This window comes from Streptomyces sp. NPDC038200 (assembly GCF_055600785.1).
Genome location: NZ_JBVJYH010000011.1, coordinates 228,276 through 248,385, shown reverse-complemented (window position 1 = coordinate 248,385; position 20,110 = coordinate 228,276). Strand labels below are relative to the sequence as shown.

General features: G+C 73.8%; 17 protein-coding genes. 8 read left to right on the top strand and 9 right to left on the bottom strand.

Features of this window, described 5'->3' with window-relative positions; translation table 11 throughout:
- Nucleotides 1-4: 4 nt before the first annotated feature.
- From ACZ7KF_RS23675 to ACZ7KF_RS23665, 3 genes are read right to left on the bottom strand one after another with little or no spacing between them, the layout of a single operon-like run.
- Nucleotides 5-1,702: an L-aspartate oxidase gene (locus ACZ7KF_RS23675; protein ID WP_471078360.1), complete on the bottom strand. Its 1,698-nt coding sequence runs from the start codon at nt 1,700-1,702 to the stop codon at nt 5-7.
- A complete protein-coding gene (gene panC, locus ACZ7KF_RS23670) occupies nt 1,699-2,691 on the bottom strand; it encodes a pantoate--beta-alanine ligase (protein ID WP_471078357.1) in 993 nt (330 codons plus the stop codon). Before panC ends, ACZ7KF_RS23675 begins: the two co-directional genes overlap by 4 nt.
- Nucleotides 2,688-3,842 carry a Rossmann-like and DUF2520 domain-containing protein gene (locus ACZ7KF_RS23665; RefSeq protein WP_471078354.1) on the bottom strand — a complete coding sequence of 385 codons (1,155 nt, stop codon included), beginning with the start codon at nt 3,840-3,842 and terminating at the stop codon, nt 2,688-2,690. Before ACZ7KF_RS23665 ends, panC begins: the two co-directional genes overlap by 4 nt.
- Nucleotides 3,843-4,049: 207 nt before the next feature.
- On the opposite strand from ACZ7KF_RS23665, the gene ACZ7KF_RS23660 reads away from it, so the two are divergent.
- Nucleotides 4,050-5,234: a threonine aldolase family protein gene (locus ACZ7KF_RS23660; protein WP_471078351.1), complete on the top strand. Its 1,185-nt coding sequence runs from the start codon at nt 4,050-4,052 to the stop codon at nt 5,232-5,234.
- A gap of 23 nt (nt 5,235-5,257) precedes the next feature.
- Here ACZ7KF_RS23660 and ACZ7KF_RS23655 read toward each other — a convergent pair whose 3' ends face one another.
- Entirely contained in the window at nt 5,258-5,467 is a 210-nt protein-coding gene (locus ACZ7KF_RS23655; RefSeq protein ID WP_471078348.1) for a hypothetical protein, read from the bottom strand.
- A gap of 306 nt (nt 5,468-5,773) precedes the next feature.
- Between ACZ7KF_RS23655 and ACZ7KF_RS23650 the strand changes: the two genes are divergently transcribed.
- Complete coding sequence (locus ACZ7KF_RS23650) at nt 5,774-6,880, top strand: DUF5937 family protein (protein ID WP_471078345.1); 1,107 nt, start codon at nt 5,774-5,776, stop codon at nt 6,878-6,880.
- Between the two features lie 67 nt (nt 6,881-6,947).
- Here the strand turns inward: ACZ7KF_RS23650 and ACZ7KF_RS23645 are convergent, their stop codons facing one another.
- Both ACZ7KF_RS23645 and ACZ7KF_RS23640 read right to left on the bottom strand, forming a co-directional pair.
- The gene (locus ACZ7KF_RS23645) at nt 6,948-7,619 is read right to left on the bottom strand and encodes a response regulator (RefSeq protein WP_201820662.1); all 672 of its coding nucleotides are present in this window, start codon (nt 7,617-7,619) and stop codon (nt 6,948-6,950) included.
- Between the two features lie 104 nt (nt 7,620-7,723).
- On the bottom strand, nt 7,724-8,929 hold the full coding sequence (locus tag ACZ7KF_RS23640) for a sensor histidine kinase (protein ID WP_471078342.1): 1,206 nt from the start codon (nt 8,927-8,929) through the stop codon (nt 7,724-7,726).
- 118 nt (nt 8,930-9,047) lie between these two features.
- On the opposite strand from ACZ7KF_RS23640, the gene ACZ7KF_RS23635 reads away from it, so the two are divergent.
- On the top strand, nt 9,048-10,166 hold the full coding sequence (locus tag ACZ7KF_RS23635; protein WP_471078339.1) for an SAM-dependent methyltransferase: 1,119 nt from the start codon (nt 9,048-9,050) through the stop codon (nt 10,164-10,166).
- An 87-nt stretch (nt 10,167-10,253) separates the two neighbouring features.
- Here ACZ7KF_RS23635 and ACZ7KF_RS23630 read toward each other — a convergent pair whose 3' ends face one another.
- Nucleotides 10,254-11,405 (bottom strand): NADH-quinone oxidoreductase subunit D, encoded by a 1,152-nt coding sequence (locus tag ACZ7KF_RS23630; protein WP_471078336.1) that lies wholly within the window; start codon nt 11,403-11,405, stop codon nt 10,254-10,256.
- Between the two features lie 31 nt (nt 11,406-11,436).
- Between ACZ7KF_RS23630 and ACZ7KF_RS23625 the strand changes: the two genes are divergently transcribed.
- A complete protein-coding gene (locus tag ACZ7KF_RS23625; protein WP_471078333.1) occupies nt 11,437-11,940 on the top strand; it encodes a PH domain-containing protein in 504 nt (167 codons plus the stop codon).
- A 116-nt stretch (nt 11,941-12,056) separates the two neighbouring features.
- On the top strand, nt 12,057-13,364 hold the full coding sequence (locus ACZ7KF_RS23620) for a PH domain-containing protein (protein WP_471078482.1): 1,308 nt from the start codon (nt 12,057-12,059) through the stop codon (nt 13,362-13,364).
- A 102-nt stretch (nt 13,365-13,466) separates the two neighbouring features.
- Here the strand turns inward: ACZ7KF_RS23620 and ACZ7KF_RS23615 are convergent, their stop codons facing one another.
- Both ACZ7KF_RS23615 and ACZ7KF_RS23610 read right to left on the bottom strand, forming a co-directional pair.
- Nucleotides 13,467-15,098 (bottom strand): hypothetical protein, encoded by a 1,632-nt coding sequence (locus ACZ7KF_RS23615; protein WP_471078330.1) that lies wholly within the window; start codon nt 15,096-15,098, stop codon nt 13,467-13,469.
- Between the two features lie 109 nt (nt 15,099-15,207).
- On the bottom strand, nt 15,208-16,335 hold the full coding sequence (locus ACZ7KF_RS23610) for an alpha/beta hydrolase (RefSeq protein ID WP_471078327.1): 1,128 nt from the start codon (nt 16,333-16,335) through the stop codon (nt 15,208-15,210).
- A gap of 227 nt (nt 16,336-16,562) precedes the next feature.
- Here ACZ7KF_RS23610 and ACZ7KF_RS23605 point away from each other — a divergent pair, with 227 nt between their 5' ends.
- From ACZ7KF_RS23605 to ACZ7KF_RS23595, 3 genes are all read left to right on the top strand, one after another.
- On the top strand, nt 16,563-18,377 hold the full coding sequence (locus ACZ7KF_RS23605; RefSeq protein ID WP_471078324.1) for a phosphatidylglycerol lysyltransferase domain-containing protein: 1,815 nt from the start codon (nt 16,563-16,565) through the stop codon (nt 18,375-18,377).
- Between the two features lie 122 nt (nt 18,378-18,499).
- A complete protein-coding gene (gene folP, locus ACZ7KF_RS23600; protein WP_471078321.1) occupies nt 18,500-19,459 on the top strand; it encodes a dihydropteroate synthase in 960 nt (319 codons plus the stop codon).
- Nucleotides 19,456-19,992: a nuclear transport factor 2 family protein gene (locus tag ACZ7KF_RS23595; RefSeq protein WP_471078318.1), complete on the top strand. Its 537-nt coding sequence runs from the start codon at nt 19,456-19,458 to the stop codon at nt 19,990-19,992. Before folP ends, ACZ7KF_RS23595 begins: the two co-directional genes overlap by 4 nt.
- The last annotated feature ends 118 nt before the right edge of the window (nt 19,993-20,110 follow it).

Here is a 20,110-nt window from a genome sequence, read left to right as displayed (position 1 = left end):
TGTGTTACCGGATAGGGGGGAAGTCTGCGGTGTCGGTGGTGCGTACGGCCAGCGACCGGTCCGGATTGAGCCGTACGACGATGTGGCGCCGCCAGTCCGTGTCGTCGCGCTCGGCCCGGTCCTCGCGCCAGTGGCAGCCGCGGGTCTCCTCGCGCAGCCGGGCGGCGGCGACCAGGACCCGGGCCACGCACAGGAGGTTCGTCGCCTCCCAGGTGTCCACGCCGGGCTCGGCGGTCTTGCCGTTCTCCTCCAGCGCGTCCCGGGCCTCCGCGTGCAGCTTCTGGAGCTGCTGCGCGGCCCCGGCGAGGGACTCCTCCGAGCGCAGCACGCCCGCGCCCTCGGTCATGATCCGCTGGATGGCGAACCGGGTCTCGGGGGCGAGCAGCGGGTGCGCGGGCCTGTCCGGGTGCGGGACCGGCGCGGGCACGCGCGCGGGGAGGCCGTTGCCGGCGCGGGTCGCGGCGATGTCGGCGGCGATCCGCTCGGCGTAGACGAGCCCTTCGAGGAGCGAGTTGGAGGCGAGCCGGTTGGCGCCGTGCACGCCGGTGCAGGCGACCTCGCCGCACGCGTACAGGCCGGGCACGGTGGTCCGGCCCCGGGCGTCGGTGCGGACGCCCCCGGAGGCGTAGTGGGCGGCCGGGGCGATCGGGATGGGCTCGGTGACCGGGTCGATGCCGTTGGCCCGGCAGGCCGCCAGGATCGTCGGGAAGCGGTGCTCCCACATGTCGGCGCCGAAGTGCCGGGCGTCGAGGAACATGTGCTCGGCGCCCTGCTCCAGCATCCGCCGCAGGATGCCCTTGGCGACGATGTCCCGGGGCGCCAGCTCGGCCAGCTCGTGCTGTCCGATCATGAAGCGCACGCCGTCGGCGTCGACCAGGTGGGCGCCCTCGCCGCGCACCGCCTCGGAGACGAGCGGCTGCTGCCCCTCGGCGTCCGGGCCGAGGAACAGCACGGTCGGGTGGAACTGCACGAACTCCAGGTCGGAGACCTCCGCGCCCGCGCGCAGCGCCAGCGCCACACCGTCGCCGGTGGACACCGACGGGTTGGTGGTCGCGGAGAACACCTGGCCCATGCCGCCGGTCGCGAGGACCACCGCGGGGGCGTGGACGGCACCCACGCCGTCGTGCTGGCCCTCGCCCATCACGTGCAGCGTGACACCGGCCGTGCGGCCCTCGGCGTCGGTCAGCAGGTCCAGCACGAGCGCGTTCTCGATCGTGCGCACCCCGCGCGCGTGCACGGCCTCCACGAGCGCCCGGGAGACCTCCGCGCCGGTGGCGTCGCCGCCCGCGTGCGCGATCCGGCGCCGGTGGTGGCCGCCCTCCCGGGTGAGGTGGATGTCGCCCTCGTCGTCGGTGTCGAAGTGCGCGCCGGTGGAGATCAGCCGCCGTACCGCGTCGGGGCCCTCGGTGACAAGGATCCGTACGGCCTCCTCGTCGCACAGTCCCGCCCCGGCGACCAGGGTGTCCCCCAGGTGCTGCTCGGGCGTGTCCCCCTCGCCCAGGGCGGCGGCGATGCCGCCCTGGGCCCAGCGCGTGGACCCGTCGTCCAGGCGGGCCTTGGTGACCACGACCGTGGTGAGCCCCGCTGCCTCGCAGCGCAGGGCCGCGGTCAGCCCGGCCACGCCGGAGCCGACGACGACCACGTCCGCGGAGATGGCCCAGCCGGGGGCGGGCGCGTGCAGTCGTATGCCTGTGCTGGTCACGAGGCGGCTCCGAAGGTGAGGGGAAGATTGTCGATCAGCCGGGTCGTGCCGACCCGGGCGGCGACGGCGAGGACGGCCTCGCCGGTGAAGTCGTCGCCGATCTCGGTGAAGTCGGCGGGGTCGACCAGCGCCAGGTAGTCCAGCCGGAGCGGCGGGTCGAAGCGTACGGCCTCGTCCAGAACCTGCCGGGCGGCGGCACGGACGGCCGCCGGGGCGCCGGGCACGGCGGTGGCCACCGCGTGGGCGTCGGCCGCGGCGCGGGACTCCCCTATGGCGCTCAGCGCCTCGGCACGCGCGCGCGTGGAGGGCACTTCCCGGGCCCGCGCGCGCAGCGCCTCCTGCGCGGCGTGCCGGTCCCGGCCGGCGAACAGCGCGCGGGAGAGCGTGAGCGCGGTCCGGCGTTCCTCGGCCGAGAGGTAGCGGTTGCGGCTGGACAGGGCGAGCCCGTCCTCCTCGCGCACGGTCGGTACGCCGACGATCTCGACGCCGAAGTTCAGGTCCCGCACCATGCGCCGGATCAGGGCCAGCTGCTGGGCGTCCTTCTGCCCGAACAGCGCCACGTCGGGCCGGGTGAGGTGCAGCAGCTTGCCGACGACGGTGAGCATGCCGTCGAAGTGGCCGGGCCGCGAGGCACCCTCCAGGCGCTCGCCCATGGGGCCGGCGGAGATGCGCACCTGGGGTTCGCCGCCGGGGTAGACCTCGTCCACGGAGGGCGCGAACACGGCGTCCGCGCCCGCCTGCTCGGCGAGCTTCAGATCGGCGTCCAGCGTGCGCGGGTAGCGGTCCAGGTCCTCCCCCGCGCCGAACTGCAGCGGGTTGACGAAGACCGTGACGACGACCTCGCCGTCCGGACCCGCGATCGCCCGGGCGGCGCGGACCAGGGTCGCGTGGCCCTCGTGCAGGGCGCCCATGGTCATCACGACGGCGCGGCGGCCGTGGCGCACGCGCGTGTGCAGCTCTTCGGCGGTGCTCAGCAGGGCGGTGGTCATCGGTCGTTCCCCTCGGTGCCGGTCGTGCCGTCGGTGCCATCGGTGCCGCGGGTGCCTTCGGTGCCGGTCGTGCCGTCGGTGCCATCGGTGCCGCGGGTGCCTTCGGTGCCGGTCGTGCCGTCGGTGCCATCGGTGCCGCGGGTGCCGTCGGTGCCGGTCGTGCCGTCGGTGCCATCGGTGCCGCGGGTGCCTTCGGTGCCGGCCGTACCGCCGGTTCCGTCGCCTCCGTGGTGCGCCCGGCCGCCGTGGCTCCCCTCCGCGAGTACCCCGAGGAGGTCCTCGGCGAGTTCCGGCTTCAGCAGGCCGTGCGCGAGCGCGCGGTCGGCGGTCGCGCGGGCCATCGCCAGATAGCCCGCCACGGTCTGCGGGGCGTGCTCGCGCAACTCGGTGACGTGCGCGGCGACCGTGCCGGCGTCCCCGCGCGCGACCGGCCCGGTCAGGGCGGCGTCGCCGGAGCGCAGTGCGTTGTCCAGGGCTGCGCCGAGCAGCGGGCCGAGCATCCGGTCGGGCGCCTCCACGCCCGCCTTGCGCAGCAGCTCCATCGACTGGGCGACCAGGGTCACGAGGTGGTTGGCGCCGAGGGCGAGGGCCGCGTGGTACAGCGGGCGGTTCTGCTCGCTGATCCACTCCGGCTCACCGCCCATCTCGATGACCAGGGCCTCGGCGGCCAGCCGCAGCTCCTCGGGCGCGGTGACGCCGAAGGAGCAGCCCGCGAGGCGCTGGACGTCCACGGGCGTGCCGGTGAAGGTCATCGCCGGGTGCAGGGCCAGCGGCAGCGCGCCCGCGCGCAGGGCCGGGCCGAGGACGCCCACGCCGTACCGGCCGGAGGTGTGCACGAGCAGCTGGCCCGGCCGTACCGCCCCGGTCTCGGCGAGGCCGGCCACCAGGCCCGGCAGGGCGTCGTCGGGGACCGTGAGCAGCACCAGGTCGGCGCGCTGGAGCACCTCGGCGGGCGGCACCAGCGGGACGTCCGGGAGCATGGTCTCGGCGCGCCTGCGGGAGGCGTCGGAGACACCGGAGACGGCCACCGGGCGGTGCCCGGCGAGCTGGAGGGACGCGGCCAGAGCGGGGCCCACACGGCCGGCGCCGACGACGCCGACGGTGAGCCGCGCGGGGCGGTCCTTGAGGTCTGGCTGGTGGACTGTACTCACGCGACGGTGGCCTTCCCGTTCCAGTCCGCTCTGGGTACCGGACGATTTCTCGTCATGTTAACGCTATCTCGGTTCCGGGCCGACCGGTTGTCCACAGGCTGTGGGTTTCCCCACGTCCGCGCGCGGCCCCCGGGCCGGGCCCCGGCGCCGGGCCTCCGCGCCGAAATCGCGGTGCCCCCGCCGGGCCGGGACGGCATGATCCAGGGCATGACCGAGACAGCCCCACAGGGCATCGAGCAGAGCACGGACCAGTCACCGGCGGAACGGTTGCGGGAGCGGCGCGCCGCCGCGCAGCGTCAGGCGCGGCGCACCCTGTCCCGCGCGGGGTGGGGGAGCTCGATCCGCGACCGTCTCTCGTACCTGACGGACGCGGCGCCCGAGGTCTACGACCTGGACGAGCCGGCCGACGTCTACGGCAACCGGATCGTGGCCGCCCTGGAGGACCGGGTCGCCGCGCTGCTGGGCACGGAGGCCGCCGCGTTCTTCCCCACCGGCACCATGGCCCAGCAGGTGGCCCTGCGCTGCTGGGCTGACCGCACCGGCAACCCGACGGTGGCCCTGCACCCCCTGTCCCATCCGGAGGTGCACGAACGGCATGCCTTCAGCCGGGTGAGCGGCCTGCGCCCGGTCCGGGTGGGCGGCGGGCACCGGCTGCCCACGGCGGCCGAGATACGCGACTTCGAAGAGCCCTTCGGGGCGCTGATGCTGGAGCTGCCCCTCAGGGACGCCGGTTTCGTACTGCCCACCTGGGAGGAGCTGACCGAGGTCGTCGAGGCGGCGCGGGAGCGTGACGCGGTGGTGCACTTCGACGGCGCGCGCCTGTGGGAGTGCACGGAGCACTTCGGGCGCCCGCTGGAGGAGATCGCGGGCCTGGCCGACAGCGTCTACGTGTCGCTCTACAAGTCCGTCGGCGGCTTCGGCGGCGCCGTGCTCGCCGGCCCCAGGACGCTGGTGGAGGAGACGAAGACCTGGCGGCACCGGTACGGCGGCATGGTCTTCCAGCAGTTCCCGACCGCGCTGTCCGCGCTCGTCGGACTGGACCGTGAGGTGCCCCGGCTGCCGGATTACGTGCGGCACGCGCGCGTGGTGGCCGAGGCGCTGCGCGAGGGCTTCGCGGCGGCCGGGGTGCCCTGGGCCCGCGTCCACCCGGAGGTGCCGCACACCCACGAGTTCCAGGTCTGGCTGCCGTACGAGCCGGACGTGCTGGCCGAGGCCGCCGTGCGCCAGGCCGAGGAGACCTCGGTGCTGCTCTTCGCGAACGCCTGGGACGCCGGCGGCCCCGGCCTGGCGTTCACGGAGGTCGTCGTCCGGAGCAGGGGCCTGGAGTGGACCGCCGACGACGTCCGCGCGGCTGTACGGGAGTTCGTGGACCGCCTGCCGGAGAAGGCGTAGCCGGGTGTGCCGGGGCACCCGGCTCAGCCGAGCACGCGGGGGCGCAGCCAGCGCGCCAGGGCGTGCCGGAGGCGGCCGCGCGCCGGGCGCTCCGCGATCACCGCGCGGAAGCGGCGGTAGTCGCGCAGCTCGCGGACCAGGGCGGCGTCGTGGCGGCCCGGTGCGGGCGGCTCCGGCTGGTCGTGCAGGCGCGCGCGGTGGCTGTCGAGGAGGTACTGCTGGGTGATGCTCATGACGGACGGCTTTCTCGGGACGTGCGAGTGATCGCTGTCTGATCGCTGCCTGAATCACCGACTGGTCATGGGCCGATCAGAGGCCGATCACTGGCTGATCACTGGCTGATCACTGGTGGATGTTGAGGGAGCGCTGGTGGCTCGCTGACGGATCGCCGAAGCGTCGGCGAGCGCTCGGTGACTGGTCGGGCTCCGCGGCTGCCCCGGTGCTCCACAGTGCGCCGCTCCGCGGGGCGACGTCGCGTCGATTGACGTGCCCCGTCAATCGGGAACCTCGTTGTCGGTGGCGGCGGGCACCATGGAGTCATGAGCGTGCGCATCGACATCGCGGGGCTGCGGCCGGAGAGGGTCGCCGTCGTCCCCTCGCCCCTGGCCGAGCTGGGCATGGCGCTGCACGCGCTGGCGGAGCCGGGGCACCACCCGGGTCTGCAGGGCTGGGTGACCGGCGTGACGGCCCGGCTGGACCCGCATCTGGCGGACCGGATGTGCGAGGCGGACTTCCTCTGGCGCTCGACCTTCTCGGACCTGTTCCTGCCGTTCGCGGGCGTCGCGGGCCGGAGCACACTGCCCGGCGCCACCCTCGCCGAGGACCTCGGCCTGCTGGACAAACTGACGGACGAACAGTTCGTGGACGCCGCGATGGAGTTCACCTGTGCGCTGCCGTACGGCTCGCGCGGCCCCTCCGCGCTCGCCGACGCCGACGTGCGCCGGCGGGCGCTGGACGTGGCCGCCGCGCGGGGACCCCGGCAGGCCCGGTTCGCCGAGCGGCTGCTGGCCGACCCGCCGCGGATCCGGGCCTGGCTGCGGCAGTTCGTGCAGGACTGCGACGAGGCGTTCTTCGCGGAGACCTGGTCCAGACTCCGGCACCAGCTCGCGGCGGACGCCCGCCACAAGACGGACCTCCTCCTGCGCCGGGGGCTGGCCGAGGCGCTGGCGGCGGTGTCGCCCACCGTGACGCTCGACAAGGAAGCCGCCACGATCACGGTCGACAAGCTGGGCATCGGCCATTCGGCCACCGTGGACGGCGGGCTCCTGCTCGTTCCGACGAGCCTGGGCTGGCCGCACCTGACCGTCCTGCACCGCTACGGCTGGCAGCCCGTGCTGCACTACCCGGTCGGCTCACCCGAGCCGGCGGCCCCGCCCTCCGTGGAACAGCTCGCGCTGCGGATGACGGCCCTGTCCCACCCCGTGCGGATGCGGCTCTGCCGCCATCTGGCGCGCAGCGCCTACACCACCGGCGAGTTGGCGCAGTTCCACGAGATGACGGCCCCCGAGATATCCCGGCACCTGAGCGTCCTGAAGAAGGCGGGCCTGATATCCACCCGCCGCCGCGGCCGGTACGTGATGCACCAGCTGGACCTCACCGTCGTCGCCCGGCTGGGCAGCGACTTCCTGGAGGGCATACTCCGCTAGCGGGCTCGCCACCGCGTCCTCCCCGGCCGCCCCGGCCGCCCCGGCGGCCGACGCCGGCCCTGTCCGGTCAGCCGTGGCCGCCCGCCCGCACCAGTCCCGTCTCGTACGCCAGCACGACGACCTGCACCCGGTCGCGCAGACCGAGCTTGGTCAGGATGCGGCCCACATGGGTCTTCACCGTCGCCTCGCTCAGCACCAGCCGGGCCGCGATCTCGCCGTTGGACAGGCCCTGCGCCACCAGCACCATCACCTCGCGCTCCCGCTCGGTCAGCCGCTCCAGCTCCTTGTGCTGGGGCTCCTTGCCGGCGGAGGGCAGCATCGGCGCGAAACGGTCGAGCAGGCGCCGGGTGGTGGACGGCGCGACGACCGCGTCACCGCTGTGCACGGCACGGATGGCCGTCAGCAGCTCGCCGGGCGGCACGTCCTTGAGCATGAAGCCGGAGGCGCCGGCCTTCAGCCCGGAGAAGGCGTACTCGTCCAGGTCGAACGTGGTCAGGATGAGCACCTTCGGGGCGTCCGGCTCCGCGCAGATCCGCCGGGTGGTCTCCACGCCGTCCAGCTTCGGCATACGGACGTCCATCAGGATGACGTCGACGGCGGTGGACCGCAGCACCTGGAGGGCCTCCACGCCGTCGCCCGCCTCCGCGACGACCTCCATGTCCGGCTGGGCGGCGAGCACCATCCGGAACCCGGTGCGCAGCAGCACCTGGTCGTCGACGAGCATCACGCGGATCGTCATCGGGTCCTCTTCCGTGTCTTCGGTTGCCGTCCCCGCCGCGGTGAGCCGTCTCCGGCCGCCGCGGCCAGGGGTGGTGCGGGGTCTTCAGGTGAGCGTGGGCGGGGTCAGTGCGCCGGTTTGAGCGGCAGCAGGGCGCTGATGCGGAATCCTCCGCCGGGGCGCGGGCCCGCGTCCAGGGTGCCGCCGACCATGCCGACCCGCTCGCGCATGCCGATCAGGCCGTGTCCCTGCCCGTCCGCGCCGCCCTCCTCGTACAGCTCGTGCGGGGCGCCCTTGCCGTCGTCCTCGACCAGCAGGCCGAGACCGTCGTCGAAGTAGACCAGCCGCACGCTCGCGCCCGCGTTGGGCCCGCCGTGCTTGCGGGTGTTGGTGAGCGCCTCCTGCACGATCCGGTACGCGGTCAGCTCCACTCCGCTGGGCAGCGGGCGCGGGGTGCCCTCCACCTTGAAGTCGACCGGGAGGCCGGAACTGCGGCACTTCTCCACGAGGTCGTCGATCTGCTCGACGTCGGGCTGCGGGACGTACTCGCCGGTCTCCTGGTGCTCACCGGTGCGCAGCACGCCCAGCAGGCGGCGCATCTCGGCCAGCGCCTGGCGCCCGGTGGAGGAGATCGTCTCCAGGGCCTTCTTCGCCTGGTCGGGCGCGGCATCCATGACGTAGGCGGCGCCGTCGGCCTGCACCACCATCACCGACACGTTGTGCGCGACGACGTCGTGCAGCTCGCGCGCGATACGGGCGCGTTCGGCGGCGACCGCGACCTTCGACTGTGCCTCGCGCTCCTTCTCCAGACGGGCCGCGCGCTCCTCCAGCTGGGCGAAGTAGGCGCGCCGGGTGCGCATCGAGTCGCCGAGCACCCAGGCGAGGGCGAAGGGCACCGTCTGGAAGACGGCTATCGCGATCTGCCCGATGAAGCTGCTGTGCTGGTCCGGCCAGCGGATCTGGGCCACGACCGCCGCGCAGAGGCCGGCGGCGAGGGCGAGCCGGGAGGCCCAGCGCGCACCGACCGCCGCGACCGTGTAGGTGATCACCAGCATGGCGAAGTCGGCGATGGTCGTCTCGACGTCCAGGACCACCTGGGCCAGCCCCGTGACGAGAGCGACCACCAGCATCGGCTCCGGGAGACGGCGGCGCAGCGCCACGACGACGCAGAGGACGACGGACACGGCCATCCCCAGGGGGATCGTCCCGTGGTGTTCCTCCACCCTGTCGAGATTGACCACGCTCACCCCGGACACCCCGAGCAGGACGACGGCCCAGAAGGTGTCGACCCATGTCGGGTGGCGGCGGAGGAAGTCATAGAGGCGCTGCACGTAACCCAGAGTAGGGAAACCGGATGCGTGCACGGGTCAACCGGAGGGCCGATCCGCGCCCGGCGCGCGTACTCCGCAAGGTGGAGGCCGTGATCATCTGGGCGCCTAGTCTGGTCCGGTGACGGATGGGAACACGGCGGACGGCTTCCGCGGGAATTCCGGCCCGCGCGGCTGGCGCGCGGCGGCCGACACGGCACTGTACGGCCCCGGGGGCTTCTACCGGCGCCCGGAGGGGCCGGCCGGCCACTTCCGTACGTCCGTGCACGCCTCCCCGCTGTTCGCGCGGGCCGTGGCCCGGCTGCTGTGCCGGGTCGACGCGGCGCTCGGGCGGCCCGCCGTGCTGGACTTCGTCGACCTGGGCGCGGGGCGCGGCGAGCTGGTCACCGGGGTGCTCGCCGCCCTGCCGGCCGACGTGGCCGCACGCGCGCGGGCGTACGCCGTCGAGATCGCCGACCGGCCGGCCGGCCTGGACGAACGGATCGTCTGGCGGAGCGATCCGCCGGACGCGGTCGCCGGGCTGCTGTTCGCCAACGAATGGCTCGACAACGTGCCCGTCGACGTCGTCGAGGTGGACTCCGCGGGTGTGCCCCGGCTGGTCCTCGTCGCGCAGGACGGCGCCGAGCGGCTCGGGGAGCCCGTGGCGGGCGAGGAGGCCGAGTGGCTCGCGCGCTGGTGGCCGTTGCCGGCCGAGGAGGGCCTGCGGGCGGAGATCGGGCTGCCGCGGGACCGGGCCTGGGCGTCGGCCGTGGACCGGGTGGAGCGGGGGCTCGCGGTGGCCGTGGACTACGCGCACACCGTGGACACACGCCCCCCGTTCGGAACGCTCACCGGCTTCCGGGAGGGACGCGAGACGGCACCCGTGCCGGACGGCTCGTGCGACATCACGGCGCATGTGGCGCTGGACGCGTGCGCGACGGCACCGAGCCCGGACCACCAGCCGCCCCCTCCGGCGCGTACGCCGGCCCGCGCGCCCTCGGGCACGGCGCAGGGGATCAGCGGCACGGCGCGTGAGCTTTCCCGCGCACGCCTGCTCACACAACGCGCGGCCCTGCGCGCCCTGGACCTCACCGGCGCACGCCCCCCGCTCGCGCTGGCCTCCACGGACCCCGCCGCCTACGTGCGCGCCCTCGCGAGCGCCGGCGAGGCCGCGGAGCTGACCGCGCCGGGCGGCCTCGGCGACTTCGGCTGGCTGCTCCAGCCGGTGGGCATCCCGGACCCCCTGGAGCAGGACTCATAGGCCGCGCCGCCGGAACCAAGCCGTTCAGCCGGCCCCGACTCCGGCCCCGACTCCGGCTCCGGCTCCGGCTCCGGCCCCGGCCGCGGTCTACTTGTCGATGTCGCCGACCACGAAGAACATCGAGCCCAGGATCGCCACCATGTCCGCCACCAGCGTCCCCGGCAGCAGCTCGGTCAGGACCTGGATGTTGTTGTACGAGGCCGAGCGGAGCTTCAGCCGGTACGGGGTCTTCTCGCCCTTGCTGACCAGGTAGTAGCCGTTGATGCCGAGCGGGTTCTCGGTCCACGCGTACGTGTGCCCCTCGGGCGCCTTCAGCACCTTCGGCAGCCGCTGGTTGATCGGTCCGGGCGGCAGCTCGGCGAGCCGGTCCAGGCAGGCGTCGGCGAGATCGAGCGCGTTGTGGGTCTGCTCCAGCAGCACCTCGAAGCGGGCGAGGCAGTCGCCCTCGGTCCGGGTGACGACCTTGAGGACGTCCTGGAGGTCGCCGTACCCCAGGTACGGCTCGTCGCGGCGCAGGTCGAAGTCGACACCCGAGGCGCGCGCGATGGGCCCGCTCACTCCGTAGGCGTGCACCGCTTCCGGAGCGAGCGCCCCGACCCCGCGCGTGCGGCCCCGGAAGATCTCGTTGCCGAGCACCAGGTCGTCGAAGACGTCCATGCGCGAGCGGACGGCGGCGACGGCCTCACGCGCGCGTGCCGTCCAGCCGGCCGGCAGGTCCTCCTTGAGGCCGCCGACGCGGTTGAACATGTAGTGCATGCGCCCGCCGGAGACCTCCTCCATGACGTTCTGGAGCACCTCGCGCTCCCGGAACGCGTAGAACACCGGCGTGATCCCGCCCAGCTCCAGGGGGTAGGAGCCGAGGAACATCAGGTGGTTCAGCACCCGGTTCAGCTCGGCGAGCAGGGTGCGGGTCCACACCGCCCGCTCGGGGACCTCCATGCCGAGCATCCGCTCCACGGCGAGGACCACGCCCAGCTCGTTGGAGAACGCCGACAGCCAGTCGTGGCGGTTGGCGAGCATGATGATCTGCCGGTAGTCGCGGGCCTCGAAGAGCTTCTCCGCACCCCGGTGCATGTAGCCGATCACCGGTTCGGCGCGCACGATGCGCTCACCGTCCAGCACGAGCCTGAGCCGCAGCACGCCGTGCGTGGACGGATGCTGGGGCCCGATGTTGAGCACCATGTCGGTGCTCTCCGCCGCACCGCCGATGCCGACCGTGGTCTCCGTCGTAGGAGTCATGGCCCCAGTTTCCCCTACGTACGCTGGCGTCATGGAGACGGGGAGCCTGGAAGAGACCGGAGCACCGGCGGACCGGCCGGTGTGGCGCGGGCTGCGGCCCGGTCTGCTGCGCGTGCGCCGGCTGCTGCTGGTGGTGTGGACGGGGGTGCTCGCGCTCGCCGCGGGACTGCCGCTGGGGCTGCTCGTGGGGCCGGCCTGGGCGGCCTGGGCGTTGCTGCCGCCGGTGGCCGCCGCCTGGTGCTGGCGGCTGCTGGGGCGCAACTGGCGCTCCTGGCGGTATGCCGAGCGCGCCGACGACCTGCTGATCAGCCGCGGAGTGCTGTGGCGCGAGGAGACCGTGGTGCCGTACGGGCGGATGCAGCTGGTGGAGGTGACCTCCGGGCCGCTGGAGCGGCGCTTCGGGCTGGCCACCGTGCAGCTGCACACGGCCGCCGCGGCGACCGACGCGACCATCCCCGGCCTGGACCCGGCCGAGGCGGAACGTCTGCGCGACCGGCTCACCGAGCTGGGCGAGGCACGATCGGCGGGCCTGTGACGTCCCCGGACCGCGCCGCCCGCGAGAACGGCGGGGACGGCGAGAACGGAAGGGACAGCGGGGGCGGCAGGGACGGTAGGCACGGCGAGAACGAAAGGAACGGCGGGGACGGTGGCATAGCCGAGCGCCCGCCCGTCACCGAGCGCCGGCTGCACCCGGTCACCCCCTTCCGCCGGGCATGGGCGCCGCTCGCCGTACTGGCCGGCTGGGCCGTGCACGACCCGAACGGCACACAGGAGCAGCTCACGCGGCTGACCGGCACCATGCTCCTGCTGGGCGTCGCGGTGCTGGTGCCCGCGGCCGGTCTCTACGGCTTCCTGTCCTGGTGGTTCACGCACTACGCGGTCACCGACGCCGAACTGCGCATACGCACCGGACTGCTGTTCCGGCGCACCGCGCACATCCGGCTGGAGCGCATCCAGGCCGTGGACGTCTCCCGCCCCCTCCTCGCGCGCCTGGCGGGCGTCGCGAAGCTGCGGATCGACGTCGTCGGCACCGACGACAAGGACGAGCTGGCCTTCCTGGGCGAGCGGGAGGCGCGCGACCTGCGCGCGGAGCTGCTCGCGCGCGCGGCGGGTTTCGCGCCCGAGACGGCGCGCGAAATCGGAGAAGCGCCGGCACACGCGCTGCTGCGGGTGCCCCCGCGCGAGCTGGCGCGCTCCCTGCTGCTGACGGGCTCCACCTGGGGCTCGCTGTGCGCCGCCCTGGTCGTACCGACCGTGCTGTGGCTCACCACGCACAACCTCTGGACCGTCCTCGCCTCCGCGCTGCCCCTGCTCGGCGCGGCCGGCGCGAGCAGCGTGGGCCGGTTCGTCGGCGAGTTCGACTGGACGGTGAGCGAGTCCCCGGACGGACTGCACATCGACCGCGGACTCCTCGACCGTGCGCACGAGACGGTGCCGCCCGGCCGGGTGCAGACGGTACGGCTCGTGGAGCCCCTGTTGTGGCGGTTCCCGGGCTGGGTGCGGGTGGAGCTGGACGTGGCCGGGTCCGCCAACTCGGTGCTGATACCGGTCGCCCCGCGCGCGGTCGCCGAATCGGTCGTCGCGCGCGTGCTGCCCGGTGTGACGGTGCCGCGGGAACTGTCCGCGGTGCCGCGCCGGGCCCGGTGGTGCGTGCCGGTGTGGTGGCGCGGGCACCGGCTCGCGGTCACCGACGCGGTGTTCGCCGCCCGCAGCGGCCTGCTGTGCCGCCGGCTCTCGCTGGTCCCGCACGCCAAGGTGCAGAGCGTACGGCTCACCCAGGGGCCCTGGCGGCGTGCCTGGGGGCTCGCCGACGTCCACGTGGACACGGGGGCCGACAAGACCGTGACAGCCGGTCTGCGGGGCGCGGACGACGCGGCGCGGCTCCTGGCCGAGCAGGCGGAGCGGTCCCGTACGGGCCGCAGGGACGCCCTCCCGGACCGCTGGATGACCACCGGCTGACCACCCCGGCTGACCACCGGCTGACCGCCCGCTCACGCGTCGGGCCCGGCCCCCCTCGCGGGAAGGCCGGGCCCGGCTGCCGTGGGTACGGCCGGCAGCGGCTCAGGAAGCCGCGCTGCGCAACCCCTGTACGTCGATCTGCTCGGTCTCGTCGTGGGCCGTCAGGTCGATGACCTGGCCGATGCCCCGGGACCGCTCGTCGGCGGGCTTGAACCCGGCCTCGGACTCGGCCTTGTGCACGGCGAGGGCCTCGGGGCCGACCACGTCGGCCAGGTCCTCGTTCTGAACCGAGTCCAGCACGGGCTTCGACGCGTCCTTCTCGGTGCCGAAGAAGTCGAAGCCGCCCTCGACCACGGGGCGCCGCGCGGGTGCGGCCGGTACGACGGCCACCGCGGTCGGCACCGTGAAGTGGCCGGCGGGAGGCTGTCCCACGGGACGGGCGAGTTCGGCGGCCGACGGAGCACCGGCGCCCTCCGTCACGCCGTCCGCCGCGTGCTCTCCTTTGGCGGCGGGGCCGGTCCCGGCGACGGCGCCCTCGGAGACCACCTCCTCGCCCGCCTCCGGTGTACCGGCCACGGCCGCATCCGCGGACTCGGCAGGCACAGAGGACTCGGCGAGCTCGGAAGAGTCAGCGGGCTCGGCGGACTCGGCGGACTCGGTGAACTCGACGGGCTCAGCGGGCTCAGCGGGCTCAGCGGGCTCAGCAGAGTAGGCGGGCTTGCGCTGCGCGGTCACGGCTTCGGCGTCCTCGGAGCGGTCCTCCGCGGTCGCGGCCACGGTCCCGGCCCTCTCGAAGCCGGCCTCCTCGGAATCGGCCTCTTCGGTCCCGGCCTCGGCAACCAGGGCGTCCTTGAGCGCGGCCTGGCCCTCAAGCCCCGCCTCGGTCTCCTCCCCGGGCCCGGCTTCGGCATCGGACCCGGACTCTGCCTCTGCCTCTGCCTCTGACACGTCTTCGTCCTCCGACCCGGCCGGGGCCTTCCGGTCGAAGCCGGCCAGAGCCGTCAGGGCCCGCACGTACAGCCGGGCCCCCTCGGCCGAGAACACCGACGGCACCGCCGGCTCGCCCTCGGCGGCGTCCGTGGCCGCCCCGGACTCCCCGGCCCGGGCCTCGGCGCTCTCGGACCCCGCGGTCTCGGACCCCGCGGTCTCGGACGCGGCACTCTCGGACTCGGCGCTCTCGGACGCCGCGGTCACAGGAGCCCCGGCGGCCGGAAGCTCCTTGCCGCGCCCCGGCGGCAGCGCGGGCGACGACGAGGGTGCGGGGCCCGCTTCGGCCGGCGCCGCTTCGAGCTCCAGCAGCCGCCGCCCCTCCAGGGCGCTCGCACGCTCGGTCTCCGCCGTGGCGTACCGGCGCAGCAGGGCCGCGTGCTCGTTGCGCAACTTGGCCAGTTCGGCCCGCTTGGCGCGCAGACGCTGCTCCAGCTTGGCGCGCAGTTCGCGGGATTCCTCCAGATCGGTCTCCAGTTCGGCGACCCGCTCCTCGTACCGCCATTCGTCACCGGCACGCGCGCGCGTGAGCTCGGCGACGTGCTTGCCCGCCTGCGCGTCCCAGCGGCGCATCACGACGGCACCGGCGACCGCTGTCACCGCGGCGGCGGCGGCCAGCGCACGCAACACCGTGGCCTCGGAGAACACCCAGGGACCCAGCGCGCAGACGGCGGAGACGCCGGCGATCGCCGAAGGAGGCAACAGCCGGTGCAGAGGAGGGGAATGGCGGTGGCGTCCACGTGGCATGGCCAGAAACTTACCGCGCGTAGGCGAATCATGGGTCCCCGCCCCGTAAAAACACAGCCACACCGCGTGATTCACGGGACGTCAGGGATATGTCGGCCGGTACGACGGTTCAGCGGTCGGTGAGCCGGCCGCTGATCCACTGGAGCGTCGGCGGGATCTCGCGCCGCCAGGTGTTGAAGTTGTGGCCACCGCTGTCGAGGATGATCGAGGAGATTCGGGTCCGGTTCGTGGCCTGCACCCGCTCTATGAACTTCATCGTGTCTTTGTAGTTGTGCTCGCCGATCCTGCTGCTGGTGACGAGCAGCGAGGTGTCCGGCGCGGGCTCGTGCTGGATGAGCCACGACAGGTCGGCGCGGTTCTGGAGCTTCCGGTCGCCGTGGAAGAGGTCACCGGTGGTGGGGTCGATCGGCGCCTTGTAGTACGGCGACAGGCCCGCGCCGGCCGCGTAGACGCCGGGGTGGTGCATGGCGAGCTTGAGGGCGCAGTAGCCGCCCGTGGAGTCGCCGATGACGCCCCAGCTGCCCGGCCGCTTCCCGGCCCGGTAGTGGCTCAGGACGGCGTCCGGCAGATCCTTGGCAAAAAACGTTTCCGCCTGCGGCCCGCCCGGCACGTCCACGCACTCGGTGTCCCGTGGCGGCGCCACGGTCGGCCGCAGCATCACCAGGATCATCGGCTGCGCCCGCCCGTCCTTGGCCAGCTGCTGCGCCGTGCTCGGGTAGTTCAGCTTGTCCACCAGCGACCGCGCGGTGCCCGGATAGCCCGTCAGCACGACCGCCGCGGGGAACGTCCGCGTGCGGTACTGCGGCTGGAAGTACTCCGGCGGCAGGTACACGTACGCCGGCGTGACGATGTGGGTCGTCCGCCCGATGATGTCCACCTTCTGGATCTGCCCGCCCGCCTCCGGCCGCGCGGCGCGCACGCCGGGCACGTCCGAGGTGGAGACCACCTGGAGCGGGCCGCCGGTGCTGCCGTTGACCGAGTGGTCGACGACGATCCCCTGCTCGGTCTCCTTGCCGAACAGGTCGGCCCAGCTGGCGTAGAAGCCGAAGGCCTGGTTGGCGGCGAGCCCCACGGAGGCGAAGAGCGCCAACTGGGTCGACAGCAGCAGCCCGACCCTTCCGCTGACGGTCCGCCAGCTCTGCCGGGCCAGTCGCGGCCACAGCCATACCGTGCCGATGAACAGCAAGGCAGCGATCACGATCGCCAGCACCAGCACTTTGTTGCTCGTGAGACCCATGGGCTGTTTCCTGCCTGCGCTTTCCGCCCGTACCGGGCCCACGCATCGTCGCGAGGGCTTGCCCGGGGCTTTCCTTGGCCTTTGACCCGACTTTCCGTTGGGGAGTGAACCTCTCTCCCCGAGACACCGTCCTAGAGGGCGCAATGTCGCCGGATGCCCGACCGGGCCCGGGTTCAAGGTCTCTCGCAGAACTACGGGATGCGATGTCTGTCAGGATAGATGGGGAAATGTCGGGCGGGGTTCCGAGCCGATCAAGCCGGGCGCGGCGCGTGCTGCGCGGCCCGCGCCCCGAGGCCGTCCCCGCTCTGGTCGGCAGGGCGGCCGCGCTCGTGGGCGTTCTGGACATCGCCGCGGGTGTGTTCCCGCGCTTCCGTCACAGCCGTATGCACGCCATCGCCGAGGTGCTGCCCGGCTCGTTCGGCCCCTTCGCGGCGGCGCTCTCCCTCAGCTCCGGCGTACTGCTGCTGCTCCTCGCCCACGGGCTCAAGCGGCGCAAGCGCCGGGCGTGGCGCGCGGCGGTCGCGCTGCTTCCGCTGGGCGCGGTCGCGCAGTTCGCCTACCGGCACTCGGTCATCGGCGTGCTCATCGCGGTCGCGCTGCTCGTGCCCCTGCTGCGCCACCGGAGCCAGTTCGCCGCCCTGCCCGATCCGCGCAGCCGCTGGCGCGCACTCGCCAACTTCGTCCTGATGAGCGCGGGTTCCTTGCTCCTCGGCCTGGTCATCGTCAGCGCCCACCCGAACCGCATGCTCGGCGACCCGAGCCTGGCCGACCGGCTGACGCACGTCGTCTACGGCCTGTTCGGCTTCGAGGGCCCCCTCGACTACGACGGCAACACCTCCTGGACGGTCGCCTTCTCTCTCGGCGCCCTCGGCTGGCTGACCGCGGTCACCACCGTCTACTTCGCCTTCCGCCCCGAGCACCCGGCCGCCCGCCTCACCGAGGAGGACGAGGCCCGGCTGCGCACCCTGCTGGAGAAGCACGGCAGGCGCGACTCGCTCGGCCACTTCGCACTGCGCCGCGACAAGGCGGTCGTCTTCTCGCCGAGCGGCAAGGCGGCGGTCACCTACCGGGTCGTGTCCGGCGTGATGCTCGCCAGCGGTGACCCCATCGGGGACGTCGAGGCCTGGCCGGGTGCCATCGAACGCTTCATGGACGAGGCCAAGGCCCACTCCTGGACGCCCGCGGTCATGGGCTGCTCGGAGACGGGCGGCGAGGTGTGGACCCGCGAGACCGGTCTGGACGCCCTGGAACTGGGCGACGAGGCGGTGGTCGACGTCGCGGATTTCTCGCTCGCCGGACGCGCGATGCGCAACGTGCGCCAGATGGTCAAGCGCATCGAGCGGGCCGGCTACGAAACCCGGGTGCGGCGCATCCGTGACCTCGGCGAGGCCGAGCTGGAGCGGATCCGCCTCGCGGCGGAGGACTGGCGGGGCACCGACACCGAGCGCGGTTTCTCCATGGCGCTCGGCCGCATCGGCGACCCGTCCGACGGCGACTGCCTGATCGCCACCGCCCACAAGGCCGACGACGAGCCGGGCGAGTACGGCGACCTGAAGGCAATCCTCCACTTCGTGCCGTGGGGCACGGACGGCGTGTCCCTGGACCTGATGCGCCGGGACCGCGGCGCCGACCCCGGCATGAACGAACTGCTGATCGTCGCCGCCCTGCAGGCCGCCCCGAAGTTCGGGATCGCCCGGGTCTCGCTGAACTTCGCGATGTTCCGCTCCGCCCTCGCGCGCGGGGAGAAGATCGGCGCCGGTCCGGTGCTGCGCGCCTGGCGCGGGCTGCTGGTGTTCCTCTCGCGCTGGTTCCAGATCGAGTCGCTGTACAAGTTCAACGCCAAGTTCCAACCCCGCTGGGAGCCGCGGTTCGTGGTCTACCGGGCCTCCGCCGACCTGCCCCGCATCGGCTTCGCCGCCATGCAGGCGGAAGGCTTCGTCAACCTCGCCCTGCCGCTCCCGCGCTTCCTGCGCCGGCGCCGCTCGGTCGCCGCGAGCCCGTGCGCGCACGCGGTGGCCGAGCGGGACGTCCGAGCCGCCTGAGCCCGGACGCCGTGGCGCGGCCCCGGAACCGGCCCGGGTGGGAGCCCCACCCCCTCCAGCACAGGGGCTCCCACCCGGGCCGTCGCGCGTTCACGCCTCCGCCCTGGGCCTACGCTGAACGTATGAACAACCTCAGCGGGCGCGGCCGAGTGGCCGGCCTTCCGGCATGGGACCGGTGCGCGGTCATGGGGGTCGTGAACGTGACCCCCGACTCCTTCTCCGACGGCGGCCGCTGGTTCGACACGACCGTCGCCGTCAAGCACGGCCTGGCCCTGGTCGCCGAGGGCGCCGACCTGGTCGACGTCGGCGGCGAGTCCACCCGGCCCGGCGCCACGCGCGTGGACGAGGCCGAGGAACTGCGGCGGGTCATCCCCGTGGTCCGCGGCCTGGCCTCCGAAGGTGTCGTCGTCTCCGTCGACACGATGCGCGCGTCCGTCGCCGAACAGTCCCTCGCGGCCGGCGCCGCCCTCGTCAACGACGTCAGCGGCGGCCTCGCCGACCCCGCCATGATCCCGGTCGTCGCCGCCGCGGGCGCCCCCTTCGTCGTCATGCACTGGCGCGGCTTCCTCCAGGGCGGCGCCGTCAAGGGCACCTACGAGGACGTCGTCACCGAAGTCGTGGACGAACTGCACGCACGCGTGGAAGCCGTTCTGGCCGGCGGCGTCACCCCCGACCGCATCGTCGTCGACCCCGGCCTCGGCTTCTCCAAGGAGGCCGAGCACGACCTCACCCTCCTCGCCCACCTCGACCGCCTGCGCGCCCTCGGCCACCCCCTGCTGGTCGCCGCCTCCCGCAAGCGGTTCCTCGGCCGGGTCCTCGCCGGTCCGGAGGGAGCGCCCCCGCCGGCCCGGGAGCGCGACGCGGCCACGGCCGCCGTCTCCGCACTCGCGGCGCACGCCGGCGCCTGGGCGGTGCGCGTGCACGAGGTACGCGCCACAGCGGACGCGGTGCGGGTCGCGAGGGCCGTGGAAGGGGCGCGTACGGCAGACCCGGCGCCCGGCGCGGACGGCGGACACGGGGCACCCGGCACGAGCCGGGCTCCGGGCACGGACAGCGCACGCCGAGCGGAAGGAGACCGGTGAGCGCCCCTCACACCGACGTCGAGCAGGTGGAAGCCGCCAACACCGCCTTCTACGAGGCACTCGAACGCGGCGACTTCGAGGAGGTCTCCTCCCTCTGGCTCACCCCCGCCGACCTGGGCGTGGACGAGGAGTACCACGACCCCGCGGACAGCGGGGTGATCTCCTGCGTGCATCCCGGCTGGCCGGTGCTCACCGGCCGCGGCGAGGTCCTCAGGTCGTACGCGCTGATCATGGCCAACACCGACTACATCCAGTTCTTCCTCACCGACGTGCACGTCTCCGTGACCGGCGACACCGCGCTCGTGACGTGCACGGAGAACATCCTCAGCGGCGGCCCCGCCCCGGAGGAGGGCGCCGAACTGGGGCCGCTGGTCGGCCAGCTCGTCGTCGCCACGAACGTGTTCCGGCGCACGCCCTCCGGCTGGAAGCTCTGGTCGCACCACGCCTCCCCCGTGCTGGCCGAGAGCGAGGACGGCGACGACGCGGACACCGGCGTGAACGGCGTCAACCCGGACGACGACCCCCTCACCTGACAGAAGTGGTTGGAATCACCTACCTCCGGGTAGTAGCGGCTACCAGTCCATGACAGGGCCGGGTTCCCCGGGGGAAACAACCGGTGAACCCTCCAGGCACCGGCGCGGGTCCGCGCCC